The sequence below is a fragment of the Acinetobacter sp. genome, from assembly GCF_045628685.1.
GTDB lineage: Bacteria > Pseudomonadota > Gammaproteobacteria > Pseudomonadales > Moraxellaceae > Acinetobacter.
This window is the reverse complement of sequence record NZ_JAZQPV010000060.1, coordinates 14,880-29,280: the sequence shown is the minus strand read 5'-3', so window position 1 is coordinate 29,280 and position 14,401 is coordinate 14,880. Positions and strand designations below refer to the sequence as shown.

The following is a 14,401-nucleotide window of genomic DNA, read 5'->3' as shown; positions in this document are numbered from 1 at the left end:
ACCGCTCCTCAATGATCTTCGGTTTGTCGTGAATACTTTTGCGGTTGTTCAGTTTCCCACGCTTTTCTGGGTATCCATACTTTCTTTTACGTTGATTTCTAAAACGTAAATGCAAATAGAGGCCACCTCCTTTTATTTTATCCTGCTGGATATAACGGTAGATCGAATGCATGCTGACAGCAACTTGAGAAGCGATCTGTTCAGGACTCCATTGCAAAGCAAGATAACTTTCAATCTGTTTCCATAAAGTAAAATTTATTGTTCTATGATTTGAAATATGGCGTCTTTTAGCCAGTTTAGGGGCATGCTTAGCAAAGTAGCCATTTCTATTGCGATTGCGGTTGACCTCTCTGCAAATCGTAGAGGGGGGCACGAGTCAATCTGAGGGCAATATGACGCGTGGAAAAACCTTCACGTAATCAAGCATAAATCTGATATCTTTCTGCTTGAGTGAGATGAGAATAGTTCATTGTGCAACTTTGACTTTGGTCGGTCTGGAAGCAAGATGCTATCTCATCTTACTTCCGCCTAAATTAATCTCTGTTGCACTTCATCTGAGAATCTAAGAAATAAAAAAGGAACTTAAATAAGTTCCTTTTTTATGACTCATACATGAACTACTCGTTAAAATCACACTCCCAACGAGGTTTGAATTTGCGCCAGATTAGGGATATGAAATACCTGATCTGCCATGCGTACGTATTGGAATACAGCCAGATCATTTAAAGTCTGTTCTTCATCGACCACTTCAGAGATACGTAGACGAATGGTTTTTGGCATTTCATTACACATCAGGGCAAAACGCTGGCTCACGTCATCACCTTCAATCACTAAAGCTACCCCTGCTTTCTGTTCAGGATTATTCACCGCATAAACAGGTAGCTTGAGTTCATGCCATTCCACAAATGGAACTTGCGTTGCACTGTCCAGTGCGGACAAGACAATATTTTGCGGCAACAACATTGCCTCTTTACCATGGCAATCGATAATATACGCATCGATGAATCCAGTCGACACGGTAATAAGGTGATGCAACTCTTGTTGTGTCATTTGATTCACAGCAGAGTTTGAAACACTATTTTGGCTCATTTATTTACCCCTGACTGGTCTCTAACAGGTTTTCAACATTGCTCAGCAATTCTGCTTCCTGGAACGGTTTACCCATATAGTGGCTGACACCCAGACTGAATGCGCGCTCACGATGCTTCTCACCTGTTCTTGAAGTAATCATGATAATTGGTAAATCGCGATGCACTTCATGATGACGAACCAGATTCGTGACTTCAAAACCATCCATACGCGGCATTTCAATATCCAGTAGCATCAAGTCTGGTTTAACATTTTCGAGTTGTTCCATTGCATCGATGCCGTCTTTGGCTGTCACGATGTCATAACCCTGACGTTCAAGTAAACGTGATGTCACCTTACGTACAGTCACCGAATCATCCACAATCATAATTAAACGACGTGCATTGTGATAACGAGACAGATCACGCTGATCTTTCACATGTTTAATACGCTGTGTGGTCTGAATTTGTCGTGCAATGTTTTGACCATCAAGAATCAGACAGACTTGACCATCACCTAAAATGGTTGCACCGGCAACAACCCCCACACTCGAGAATTGCTGACCAATCGGTTTCACTACAATCTGTGCACGTGAACCAATCAATTGATCGATCAGCAAGGCGATGGTTTGACCACTATTACCTTTAATTAACAGCACCGGTAATGAATGGGCAATATTACTTAAACGCGGTAAAGGCTGGTTTGAAACAAACTCGGATAGATAACGCAGTTTGTAATTGGTGTTATCAATTTTAAACAAGTCATCTTTACTATTAAAATACTCTTCCAGCGTAGATGGAGCAATTCGGACAATACGTTCAATTTGTGCCAGTGAAATTGCATATTGCTGATCACCTGCTTTCACCATCAAAGCATCACTTACCGATACCGTAGTTGGTACACGAATGGTAAAGGTTGTGCCTTGGCCCAACTCCGAGTCTACAGAGACGTGTCCACCGAGTGCTTTAATTTCACTTTGCACTACATCCAGCCCTACGCCACGACCGGAAATTTGGGTAATTTCTTTTGCAGTACTAAATCCAGGATGGAAAATAAGTTGCAGAATTTCCTGTTTATCGAGGAATTGATCAGCCTTAATTAAACCTAGATTTAAAGCCTTTTCTTTAATCTTCGCTTCATCAATCCCCTTGCCATCATCACTAAACGAGACCAGTACATCTGTACCTTGACTGCTGATATTTAAAACAATTCGCCCTACTTCAGGCTTGTGTACTTCGCGTCGCAATTCAGTATCTTCCAGACCATGGTCAATTGCATTACGAAGCATATGTTCAAATGGCGTCACCAAACGTTCAAGAATGGTACGGTCCAATTCGCCTTCTGTATTTTGAACAACCAGCTCTGCTGGACGGTTCAAGGTAGAGGAGGTTTGACGCACGATACGCTGTAAACGTGGCAATAGACGATCGAATGGGACCAGACGCGTACGCATCAGGCTTTCCTGAATCTCGGCTTGAATACGTGATTGTTGTAACAATAAGCCTTCTGTATCACGGATTTTTTCGGACAAGGTGGTTTTAAAGTCAACCAAGTCGGATGCAGATTCCGCCAAAGATTTTGACAACTGGTTCAAAGATGAATATTGGTCCATCTCTAAGGGGTCAAAGTCGGCATAACGCGAATTTTCAGAACCGTGTTTTGCGATAATTTGTGACTCTAACTCACCTTCCATTCGACGTAACTGGTCAGCTAAACGCTTCATCGCCAATTCCATCTCATTCAAGGTATTACCGAGTTGACCTAAGTCCATTTCGATCCGCGAACGGTTAATTGAATTTTCACCAGACAAATCGATCATCTTCTCTACCAAATCGGCAGAAATACGGATCATTTCATTGCTGTTATCTTGTTGCGAACTTAAGTCCCACTCACCCAGCATTGCAGGTGGTTCAGTACCATCCCCCTGAACAAATTCAAAAGTTTTAGGTGTGGTTAACAGATCGGACTGAGTCACACGATTTGGCAATTGAGCAGTGACATCAACAAACCCAATCGACTCCAAGCTTAATTTCAGACTGTCAAAATTACTGTAATCATGCTCAAAGATGGCCTGTTTTAACCATGCAAATGTGGTCTGTAATAATAAATCATAAACATTCGAGTTAAAATGGCGGACTGCAAACTGCTCAAAGGTGGTTTCCAGCTGATATGAAATAGCAGCTACAGGTTCATTTTCGATCATACGCGCACCACCTTTCAGGCTGTGGGCTGCACGTTGTAATTGAAGCAGTAAGCTACGGTCGCTTCGTTGCTCAAACCATTGTTTTAATAAATTATCGGTAGATTCGAGAATTTCTTCGGCTTCTTCCAGGAATGTTTCTTGTGCAATGAAGCGGATACTATCTTCCGGATCTTCAACAGCGTCAACATTTTGTGAAATGACTTCCTGTCCTGTTTCAGCCTCTAAAGCAAAGATCTTAGCTACTGGTTCTGCTAATTCATTGACTTCGCTTTCCATTGAAATATTTTCATCAACAATATCTTCAACTGGAACGGTTTCAAGGAGGGCAGTACTCGCAAATGTGCCTTGCGCAATCTCTTGGATATTATGCAGAATTTCAATCGATTCAGCACCAGAGTAATCAATATGATCCTCACGAATAATTTGAATCCGATCGGATACGTCATCCTGGACTAAACGAATAATACTAATCAGTTGTGGCGTAACCGTGATTTGTTGACGAATCACACGCTCATAAATTGACTCTAATTCATGTGAAATTAAGCCGATATGCGTTGCTTGAATCATATTTGCCCCCCCTTTCAAGGTATGCAAATAACGCATTAAATTATTTAGTGCAGTGGTATTGGCGGGATCTTTTGTCCAAGTATTTAAATCTTGGTCAATACCGCCCAATAGTTCCTCGGCTTCTTCCAGGAAGATACCCAGCAAATCCTCATCAAAATCACTGTTTGCATTAGCTGCATGCATTTGAGCGCGATCAGAGCGCATTCTTTGGGAAATCTGTGCCAGATCAACTGTTGCAGGTGCTGTATTTGTTGCGGCAGACTGTTGTTCAACTACAGGTTCACTTTCAGCATCCTCAAACTGTTCAAGGTCTTGCTGAACAAAGGCAGAAAGATCACTCAATATTTTCTGAACCTCATCGGTTAAGACAACCCTTTGCCCTGCGGCCAAGGTGTCAAACAAATGAATGAATTCCTGATGTGCCTGTGCAAACAACTCATAGGCATAATCAATATTGAGCAACTCTGGCTTTAATATGAGCGCTTCATAACTTGATTTTAAATCATGGGTGAATTGATGAATACCCGCCGCAGCACGATTATCAGTATGATCCAATAATTGTTGCGCCTGTTCAGTTAAAGTCTGAATATATTCTGAATATTCATCTTTGGCACGTTTTTCAAATTCGAATTCAGTGTCTAATAACAAATCAATATTTAATGCGATCAGCTTGGAAACCAGCCCTTGCGGATTAATATCTTCGTCTATTTCAGCCGAAGTAAAGCCATAGTTATTCCAGGCATTATTAAAGGTTTCATATATTGTATCAAGCTTCTGCATCTCACCTTGTCTAAGGGTATGCAAATAATCACGCACAAATTCGGCATACTGAACCAACAAGGCCGTTTGCTTGGAGGTTGAAATAATTTCTTCTTGTAATAAGGTTTTAAATAAATTTTCTGCCTTTGTGCTGGCTTCAAAAATATGCTCAATTTGAGCCATTGATGAACTGCCACGCAAGGTATGCAAAGCACGAATTAGCGCATTATAATCTTGTTTATGTTCATGTTCATTCTGCAAAAACTGATCAATGGTCGCCAAATGCTCTTCAGCTTCTTCAATGAAGATAGCAACTGTTTCTTCGATGTCATTATTTGTTTCTGTTTCTGCTTTAAGATCGACTTCTGCATCGAGTTGAGTAGATATGCCATCATTCAATTCTAAACCAGTCACACCATCCTCAGCAGTCAAGCGGGTAGAAAGCGCCAGCAATTCTTCCAGAGCAGGTTCTAGACTTAATTTTTGCTGTATTTGCTGACCCAGTAAAACCAGAGGACGCAAATCAATATCCGCCAGCTGAACGGTTTTAAAAATTGGATAGAGTTTATATTGATAAATCTTGAATACAGTTTGGGCGAAACGTTGAACCGTGGTATCTAACGGTATTGCACCTGAAATGACACGGTTTAAAGTATCTTCAACCGCCCAGGCCACTTCACCGGCAGATTTTGCCCCCACCATGCGTCCCGAGCCTTTAAGCGTATGGAAATGACGGCGAATGGCAGTTAAAACTTCTTGATCATTGGGATTTTCAAACCAAGTTGAAAATAAAGTATTTAATTCAACGAAAATTTCCTCAATTTCTTCAACAAAAATTTCTAAAATTTCTGCATCTTGATCAAGATAACTATCTTCAGGAAGCGTAGTCGTTTCAACTAAATTTTTTAATATTTCTTTCATAGCTTAGGCTTCTTACGTTTATCTGCCACCAAGAAGGGCGCTCAAACTTAATTGTCACCATCACGCGAGACCTAACTTTGAAGTTAAGTTCATCTTGTCGATGCTTTATCTGTGATTTATTGATGCACCTTACCCTAAAGCAAGGTACATCACCCCAAAGCTTTCCTACCACCTTAGTCAGGCAATTTAAAGTCAGTTACAGATTCACGTAATGATTCGGCCATATTTGCCAATTCAGATACTGAACGTGCGGTATCAAAGGTTGCTGTTGTGGTTTGCGAAGTAATTTCCTGTACAACATTCATCGTCGTTGCAATATGACCTGCTGATGCAGACTGTAGTTTTGCAGCATCAGAAATGTTGGCAATCAATTTCGCCAGATTGCTGGATACGTTTTGAATCTCATCCAGTGCCACACCCGCATCCTTAGACAAGTTCGCACCACGTACAACCTCGGAAGTTGTTTGTTCCATCGAGATTACAGCTTCATTGGTATCTGTCTGAATGGTTTTTACCAAGCCTTCAATCTGTTTGGTTGCAGATGCTGAACGTTCAGCAAGACGCTGTACCTCATCGGCTACCACGGCGAAACCACGGCCGGCTTCACCTGCCATCGATGCCTGAATGGCTGCGTTTAATGCCAAGATGTTGGTTTGGTCGGCAATATCGTTAATTAAGGCTACAATGTTACCAATTTCCTGAGAAGATTCACCCAGACGCTTAATACGTTTCGAGGTTTCCTGAATCTGCTCACGAATCATGTCCATCCCTTCAATTGAACGGTGTACGACATCTGCACCATTGGCAGCAATTTGTACTGAACGCTCCGCAACGACTGCAGATTCCGTTGCATTTGAAGATACCTGGTCAATCGACATCGCCATTTCATTAATTGCGGCAGAGGCACCGGCAATTTCCTGCGCCTGATGTTCAGAGGCTTCAGCGAGCTGGTTGGTAATACCCTGCGTATTGGCAGTATATTGTGCAACCTCTTGAGACGTTTCGGTAATCCGCGATACCAAGTCACGTAATTGGTCAATCGCAAAGTTAATCGAGTCGGCAATCGCACCTGTAAAATCTTCCGATACTGTTGCATATGAACGAAGGTCACCGTCTGCTAAATCCGCGATCTCATCCAGTAAACGTAAAATTGCATTCTGGTTACGGTCATACTCTTCTTGCAGGCTAGATACACGTTGTTTATCTGATAGACCACGCAATGCAAGCAATTTAAATACAAAGATCAAAAAGCCAACCAAGCACAAGATTAAAAAGAATGCTGGAATTGCAATCGTTAAACTTGAACCCACAGATAACTTATTCAGGTTAGTCAACAATTCATCTGATTGAGCAAAAATGGAAGAAGATGCCTGACGTACATTTACAATTTGTGTGGAGTTTTTAAGAATCGTCGCAGATGCTGATTTTAATACATCATCATATTCCGATTTAATGCCTTCTAGTGACTCACGCAAAGCTGGGTCAGTAATGCGCTGCACACCCAGTTCAGTACTACCATTTAACTGTGCTTCAAGATAAGAACCAAAAGTTTCAGTATCGGCACTAAAGTCGTCTGCTGACTCACGTGAGTTATCGCTACCCGTTAACACCGAGCTGATTGAACGAAGAATACGTTCTGCAATGAATACCTGGTTTTTTGCAATGACCACCTGGTTACTTGGCATATCCTGACGTGCCATTTGGTCAACCATCAAGTTATACTCAGCCTGAATCCCAGGAATGGTTTCACCAATAGCAATATTGGTATCATAAAGCTGGTTAATGATTTTTTGTTGAGACGAAATTAGATCAATACTGTTTGAGACTGCTTTCCATTGCTTCTCAACTTCATCCAACGCTGGAGTATGCGCATGAATATCATTCACTGTATCCAGGTTTTCTGCAAAACCTTTTTGAGATTGTACTAATTTCTCAATTGCTTCTTTGGTCCCTGAAGCCGTTGCTTCAGTTGCCTGACGGGAAATCGTCTGTGACAAAAGACGCAGATCACCCACACTACGGGTTAATTCATTATTACGCGGCACACTATAGAATAAGTACAGCAATAGGAATAGTGCGACGACCAGACAGAATGCTGCACCCAGAAGTAAAGGTTTGGACTTCTCACTGTCACCAAATACACGTGATAATTGGTCAGTTTGTGATTGAATCTTTGACAATAAAGCATTACCAACCTTGCGGTTGCTGCCTTCACCTGTATTTTTCTTTTTAAGTTTAAAGCCCATCCAGCTTCTCCCCGACTTTCGCCATCATTCTTCAGCGCGCGACTATTAGTTTATAAATTTTATAGATGCATTCATGTATTTTGGGTTTTGCAATAAACGACTAAATAAAAAAACATGCCAGTGTTGATTATGTTGATAAAAATATCCCTGACAATATTCTTGTAAATTGCTGTCCAAGTCACTGTGTTTAGAAAAAAAACTTTTCTTGTTAAAGTGCTGAATCCCCAAAACTTGATCTACAACCAAACCGACATAATGGTCATTATGACTAATACACAGTACTTTCTGAGTCGGTGAGAACTGGCTTTGATGTCCGGAAACATATTGAGCCAAATCAGCCACTGAAAGTAACCGCCCCCGAATATTCGCCAAACCCATTACCCAAGATTGAGTATTCGGAACTGGCGTATATTTAGGTGGATAAATTACTTCAGATACTTCACCTAAAGGGGCAACAAAATATTGCCCCATCATCTCAAAAGCAATGCCTGACCATCGGTTTACTTCATTTTCAGTGCTAACGTAGTTTTTGTTACCACGTTTAGCCAGCCGAAGTAATTCGATAAATCCATTAGCTGCCATAGAGCTTATCCTGCATTGAGGTGTTGTTTAATCACATCAATTAATTGTTTTTCGTCTACAGGTTTTGTCAAATAATCACTTGCCCCTTGACGTTTCCCCCAAACCCGGTCAGTTGCCTGATCTTTGGTACTGACAATCACAATCGGAATGTGTTTTGTCGTCGTACCACGTGCAATTTGACGTGTTGCTTGGAAACCATTTACCCCAGGCATTACCACATCCATTAACACAAGATCCGGTAACTCTGCTTGCGCCATTGTGACACCATCAGCACCATTCGCCGCTTCAATAACATCGAAGCCATGTTTCGTTAAAATCTCTTTAAAACGAAATGTTTCTGTTGGTGAATCATCAACAATTAGGATACGTGACATGCTTTTCCCCAAAAAATAAACTTATGCTGTTACGTGATTACGGATTGCGTTTAACAATTCATCTTTACTAAAAGGTTTAGTTAAATATTCATCTGAGCCGACAACACGACCTTTAGCCTGATCAAATAAGCCATCTTTACTTGACAGCATAATGACCGGAATATTTTGATAATTCTGCGAGTTTTTAATCAGTGCACATGTTTGATAGCCGTCCAAGCGCGGCATCATAATATCGACAAACACGATGTCTGGATTTGCTTCAGCAATTTTTGCCAATGCTTCAAAACCATCTACTGCGGTTACGACTTCACAACCTTCACGCTGGAGTAATGTCTCTGCTGTACGACGAATGGTTTTTGAATCATCAATTACCATGACTTTTAGATTTTGGAATTTATCGTCCATTTAATGACCCTTCCCATTTTTAGAATGTACAAACAATTTGAGTAGAAAGTTTGATTACAAGTTACGAGCATTTTTAACATATCTTTACTTGCGTTTTCAATGAACATTTTCTGCACAAAGACTCATTTTCTTATATTTTCAATAACAGCTTCACACTTTCAATCGACCAATGATTTTTTTTTGACTAAGAGATGTTTTTTATTGATGATTTTAAGTCTAATATAGCATTTTTATTACTTAAAAATAAGTAATTTAGTCAACTTTAAATCGGGGGGTTACAATGCAAAGTCAGTTTACACAAAAACTTGCTTTCATTGCACAAAAAAAAATGACCAGGAAATTCATATTTCTATTTTTGATGTCTTTTCAATCGATCGCTATTTTTGCCCAAACTCCACCTAAAGCCACCTGGTATCGTTACTATGACAGCAAAGGTATTGCCAACATCAGTACCAATGTAACGCCGAATCACATTCGCCATGGGTATGAGGCCTTAGACCAGAATATGCAGGTAATTCAGCGTAATCGTGCCTACAATACCGAAGCAGATATAAAAAAAGCACCGTTACGTGCCGCCCTAGCCAGACAAAATGCAGCTGACTTAAAACTTAAAACAGCTTATACCAACAGTCAGGTGGCAGCCACCAAACGTGATAACACTTTAATGCACATTAAAAAACAAATCGCCTTTCAACAAGACCAGCTTAAACAATTGCAAACTGATCGAATTTATTTTAAACGTCAACAAATCGAACATTTACGTAAGGCGGAAAACATTCCGACCACTTTACAAAATAGTCTCGATAATAATCAAAAAAATATTGAGTTAAAAAAAGAAAGTATTCAGTCGTTACAAATGCACTATCGAAATACCCAAGCACAATACGACACAATCATCGCTCGTTTAAAAGCTCTTGAATAAATTGCATTTGTTATGACATAGGCTTAATTTATGCAGTATAGATAAAAAGGATTTACATACATGCTATTTGGACAGCGTATAAAAATAACGAAATTAAGCCAGCACAAGCAATATTTAATCTGTAGTACCTTCTGTTTGACTCTACTTCTGGGTGCTTGTCAAAAAAATGAAATAGAACTGCCGGCTGAAACTACAAAAAAAATTGAATTAATCCAACAAGATTTGGTTTTGGTCAAGGACGGTGTCTCTGTTGCTAAAACAGCATTTACCGGTACACTTCGTGCAGTGAACCAAAGCAGTATACAGGCTCAAGTCACGGCAACTGCGACCAGTGTCAATGTGCAAGTGGGACAAGCCGTGTCAAAAGGTCAGGTTTTAGTTCGTTTAAATAATCAGGATAATGCTGCACGGCTTGCGCAAGCTAGGGCCAATCTCGCCTCGACTCAGGCACAAGCCACTTTAGCTAAAAACATGATGCAACGAAAAAAACGATTGCTGGATCAAGGATTTATTTCCAAAGTTGAATATGAGCAGGCAGCAGTTGATTATCAGGCGCAACTTGAAAATGTGCACGCACAACAGGCCAACGTGAATATTGCTCAAAAAGCCGATCGTGATGGAACTGTCTTAAGTCCTATCTCAGGGGTCATCACCAAACGTGAAGTTGAATCCGGGCAAACAGTTGCGGCGGGTCAAACCCTATTTGAAATAGTCGATCCTGATCATTTAGAAATACAAGCCAAATTACCCAGTGATATGCAGGCAGCTTTAAAAGTCGGTCAAAAAATTGAATATACCATTCAAGGTAATCCTGCCCAGCTTACGGCGGTATTGACCCGGATCTCTCCGATTGCCGATCCGGCAAGTCGGCAGATTGAATTTTTTGCCAGACCGAATGAAACTATTAATTCACGCAGTATTGGTTCGTTTGTCGAAGGCAGCATTCTTTCTTCTACCCAAATTAGCGGTCAGTTGATTCCTCTGGATATCATCCAGAATTTGAAAGAAAAACCTTATGTGTGGGTTGTTCGCCAGAAAAAAATCGAAAAAGTAAATCTGGTCATTTTAGAACAACGCTATCGTGATAATTTAGCCGTGGTTCAAGGACTGCAACCCGGTGACCAAATCAGCCGTATTAAGTTTAATGACCAAGACCTTCATCAAGAAGTCATAATCTCTCAAAAATAACAATAAGCACAGGATTGTTCTTATGTGGTTTACCCGAATTAGTGTTAAATATCCTGTGTTCACCATCATGATGATGTTGTGTTTACTGGTATTGGGGCTAGCGTCTTGGCAACGGATGAGCGTCGAAGAATTCCCTGATGTCGATTTTCCATTTGTGGTGGTCTATACCAGTTATCCTGGCGCATCCCCAGAAATGGTTGAGTCTGAAGTCACCAAAAAAATGGAAGAAAGGATCAACACCATTTCAGGCTTAAAACAGGTAATTTCACAATCGAGTGAAGGACTGTCGACCATTATTGCCGAGTTTAATCTGGATGTTTCATCCACTGTTGCAGCCCAGGATATTCGCGACAAAATTTCTACTGTTACAGCCGATTTTCGTGATGAAATTCAGGATCCTGTAGTCGAGCGTTATGACCCAACAGCCAATGCGGTGATGTCGATCGTTTTTGAATCCGATACCATGCCGTTACGCGACTTAAGTTCCTATTTAAATCAACGTATTGTGCCGCAATTGCAAACTATACCTGGTGTAGGAGCAGTCAATTTACTCGGCGATGCACAACGTCAAATACGTATTGAAATTGAACCACAAAAATTACAAAGTTTCGGCATTGGAATAGATCAGGTCATTAACACTTTAAAAGGTGAAAATATTGAAGTTCCGGGGGGAACTTTAAAACAGCCGACATCAGAACTGGTGGTTGAAATCAAATCTAAAGTGATTCACCCACAATCATTTGGTGATTTAATTATTGCCAATAAAAATGGTGCGCCCATTTTCTTAAAACAAGTGGCAAAAATTGAAGACAGTCAAGCGGATTTAGAATCAAGTGCCTATTTAAATGGTAAAACAGCTGTCGCCATTGATATCTTGCGCAGCTCTGACTCCAATGTCATTGAAGTGGTAGATGCCACTTATAAAGCCATGGAGAAAATTGAAAAACAATTGCCTCCAGGCACGGTGGCCAAAGTCGTGGTAGATAGCTCCAAAAGTATTCGCGGTAGCATTAAAGATGTTGCGCGTACGATTATTGAAGGTGCTGTTTTAGCCGTTCTGATTGTGTTGCTGTTTTTAGGTTCATTCCGCTCTACTGCCATTACCGGCTTAACCCTTCCAATCGCCTTATTGGGGACGCTGACTTTTATTTGGGCATTTGGCTTCACGATTAATATGATGACGCTATTAGCGCTCTCACTCAGTATTGGTCTGTTAATTGATGATGCCATTGTAGTGCGGGAAAATATTGTCCGTCATGCCGATATGGGAAAAGACCACGTTACCGCAGCACTGGATGGTACTAAAGAAATCGGGCTTGCAGTTTTAGCCACTACGCTGACGATTGTTGCGGTATTCTTGCCCGTTGCTTTTATGGGCGGAATTATTGGTAAATTCTTCTATCAATTTGGGGTAACAGTCAGTGCTGCCGTCCTGATCTCAATGTTTGTCAGCTTTACGCTTGACCCTATGCTTTCTGCACACTGGGCTGAAAAACATGATCAAAATAAGCAACCGGGCAGAATTAAACGCTTTTTTAACTGGATTTCTAGCAAACTTGACAATTTAAGTTACTACTATGAAAAATTGTTAAAACTGGCGCTGCGTTTCCGCGTTCTGACCCTCCTGATTGCAGTTGCTTCACTTTTTGGTGCCTTAGGACTATCTAAACTGGTAGGTACCGAATTTGTTCCGGTGCCTGATAAAAGTGAAATTCGGATTAAATTTGAAACACCGGTGGATGCATCACTTGAATATTCACAGGCCAAGTTATTGCAAGTTGAGCATATTATTCGTCAACATCCTGATGTACTCAGCACCTATAGCATTATTAACGGCGTGACTGATCGTGGTAAAAACCATGTCAGTATTCGGGTCAGCGTAACCCCTCGTTTAAAACGTAATAAGACACTGACACAACTCAATAATGAATTTCGTCAACGCTTACAAAGCGTCGCCGGTATTACCATTACATCTGTGGCCTCTGCCGATGAGACGGTCTCTGGTGGTCAAAAACCAGTTCTTATTTCTATTAAGGGTCCCGAACTTGATGAGCTACAAAAAATCTCGGATCGCTTTCTTGCAGAAATTTCCAAAGTAAATGGCATTGTCGATCTAGAAAGCTCCCTGAAAGAACCCAAGCCAACCTTGGCTGTTAATATTAACCGCTTGCTTGCCAATGACTTAGGTCTATCCGTCAATCAAATTGCCAATGTCATTCGTCCACTGATTGCGGGCGATGATGTAACGACCTGGCAAGATGAAAAAGGCGAAACCTATGATGTCAATCTTCGTTTGACTGAAAATAAACGCAGCTTACCGAGTGATATCGAAAATCTTTACTTAAGTTCCCAAAAAACCGATGCATCCGGTCAACCCATTTTAGTACCGCTAGCAACTGTCGCATCATTTAAAGAAGGCTTGGGTGCATCACAGATTAACCGTCGTGATTTAGCACGTGAAGTATTGGTAGAAGCCAATACTGCAGGTCGTCCTGCTGGTGATATTGGGCAGGATCTTAAAAAAATTCAGGATAATTTTGATTTGCCACCAGGTTATAGTTTCGTGACCCAAGGCGCGAATAAAGATATGGCGGAATCCGCAGGTTATGCCATGACGGCTATTACCCTTTCCATTGTGTTTATCTATATTGTGCTCGGGTCACAGTTTAATAGCTTTATTCATCCCGCAGCCATTATGGCTTCGCTGCCCCTCTCACTGATTGGGGTGTTTCTGGCTTTATTCCTGTTTAATTCGACCATGAACCTGTTTTCCATTATTGGCATCATTATGCTGATGGGATTGGTGACTAAAAATGCCATTTTACTGATCGATTTCATCAAGAAAGCCATGGACCGAGGTGAAGACCGTTTTGATGCCATTATTGCTGCAGGTAAAACCCGACTTCGTCCGATCCTCATGACCACCAGTGCCATGGTGATGGGTATGATTCCCCTTGCATTAGGTTTAGGTGAAGGTGGTGAACAAAGTGCACCTATGGCACATGCCGTGATTGGCGGTGTGATTACCTCAACCCTGTTGACCTTAGTGGTCGTACCAGTGATCTTTACCTACCTGGATGACTTAAAGAATTTTATGACGCGCCAAATACGAAAAATCATGTCATAATTTATAACATCACAATGGGGTGACATTCAGAAATGTTCA

Annotated in this window: 10 protein-coding genes; 3 read left to right on the top strand and 7 right to left on the bottom strand. The window is 41.0% G+C overall.

All coding sequences use genetic code 11. The annotated features are described in order from the left end of the window. From ACKI4H_RS08905 to pilG, 7 genes are all read right to left on the bottom strand, one after another. Positions 1 to 373, bottom strand: a 373-nt coding sequence (locus ACKI4H_RS08905) for an IS30 family transposase (RefSeq protein ID WP_407305177.1), incomplete at its 3' end; no start/stop codon positions are given. Positions 374 to 630: 257 nt separating this feature from the next. After that, a complete protein-coding gene (locus ACKI4H_RS08900; protein ID WP_407305176.1) occupies positions 631 to 1,089 on the bottom strand; it encodes a hypothetical protein in 459 nt (152 codons plus the stop codon). A gap of 4 nt (positions 1,090 to 1,093) precedes the next feature. Next, positions 1,094 to 5,518, bottom strand: coding sequence for an Hpt domain-containing protein (locus ACKI4H_RS08895; protein WP_407305174.1), 4,425 nt, complete (start codon positions 5,516 to 5,518; stop codon positions 1,094 to 1,096). 173 nt (positions 5,519 to 5,691) lie between these two features. Further along, entirely contained in the window at positions 5,692 to 7,764 is a 2,073-nt protein-coding gene (locus tag ACKI4H_RS08890; RefSeq protein WP_407305173.1) for a methyl-accepting chemotaxis protein, read from the bottom strand. 45 nt (positions 7,765 to 7,809) lie between these two features. After that, the gene (locus tag ACKI4H_RS08885) at positions 7,810 to 8,346 is read right to left on the bottom strand and encodes a chemotaxis protein CheW (protein WP_407305171.1); all 537 of its coding nucleotides are present in this window, start codon (positions 8,344 to 8,346) and stop codon (positions 7,810 to 7,812) included. Positions 8,347 to 8,351: 5 nt separating this feature from the next. Then, positions 8,352 to 8,720 carry a response regulator gene (locus ACKI4H_RS08880; RefSeq protein WP_407305170.1) on the bottom strand — a complete coding sequence of 123 codons (369 nt, stop codon included), beginning with the start codon at positions 8,718 to 8,720 and terminating at the stop codon, positions 8,352 to 8,354. 21 nt (positions 8,721 to 8,741) lie between these two features. After that, complete coding sequence (pilG, locus tag ACKI4H_RS08875; RefSeq protein WP_067723812.1) at positions 8,742 to 9,125, bottom strand: twitching motility response regulator PilG; 384 nt, start codon at positions 9,123 to 9,125, stop codon at positions 8,742 to 8,744. 280 nt (positions 9,126 to 9,405) lie between these two features. Between pilG and ACKI4H_RS08870 the strand changes: the two genes are divergently transcribed. From ACKI4H_RS08870 to ACKI4H_RS08860, 3 genes are read left to right on the top strand one after another with little or no spacing between them, the layout of a single operon-like run. Continuing rightward, entirely contained in the window at positions 9,406 to 10,047 is a 642-nt protein-coding gene (locus ACKI4H_RS08870; protein WP_407305169.1) for a hypothetical protein, read from the top strand. Between the two features lie 60 nt (positions 10,048 to 10,107). Beyond that, a complete protein-coding gene (locus tag ACKI4H_RS08865; RefSeq protein WP_407305168.1) occupies positions 10,108 to 11,235 on the top strand; it encodes an efflux RND transporter periplasmic adaptor subunit in 1,128 nt (375 codons plus the stop codon). A gap of 22 nt (positions 11,236 to 11,257) precedes the next feature. Next, positions 11,258 to 14,362, top strand: coding sequence for an efflux RND transporter permease subunit (locus ACKI4H_RS08860; protein WP_407305167.1), 3,105 nt, complete (start codon positions 11,258 to 11,260; stop codon positions 14,360 to 14,362). Positions 14,363 to 14,401: the final 39 nt, after the last annotated feature.

Coding starts and splice junctions, on each gene's coding strand:
- ACKI4H_RS08900 (WP_407305176.1), bottom strand. CDS start 1,089: ATGAGCCAAAATAGTGTTTCAAACTCTGCTGTGAATCAAATGACACAA.
- ACKI4H_RS08895 (WP_407305174.1), bottom strand. CDS start 5,518: ATGAAAGAAATATTAAAAAATTTAGTTGAAACGACTACGCTTCCTGAA.
- ACKI4H_RS08890 (WP_407305173.1), bottom strand. CDS start 7,764: ATGGGCTTTAAACTTAAAAAGAAAAATACAGGTGAAGGCAGCAACCGC.
- ACKI4H_RS08885 (WP_407305171.1), bottom strand. CDS start 8,346: ATGGCAGCTAATGGATTTATCGAATTACTTCGGCTGGCTAAACGTGGT.
- ACKI4H_RS08880 (WP_407305170.1), bottom strand. CDS start 8,720: ATGTCACGTATCCTAATTGTTGATGATTCACCAACAGAAACATTTCGT.
- pilG (WP_067723812.1), bottom strand. CDS start 9,125: ATGGACGATAAATTCCAAAATCTAAAAGTCATGGTAATTGATGATTCA.
- ACKI4H_RS08870 (WP_407305169.1), top strand. CDS start 9,406: ATGCAAAGTCAGTTTACACAAAAACTTGCTTTCATTGCACAAAAAAAA.
- ACKI4H_RS08865 (WP_407305168.1), top strand. CDS start 10,108: ATGCTATTTGGACAGCGTATAAAAATAACGAAATTAAGCCAGCACAAG.
- ACKI4H_RS08860 (WP_407305167.1), top strand. CDS start 11,258: ATGTGGTTTACCCGAATTAGTGTTAAATATCCTGTGTTCACCATCATG.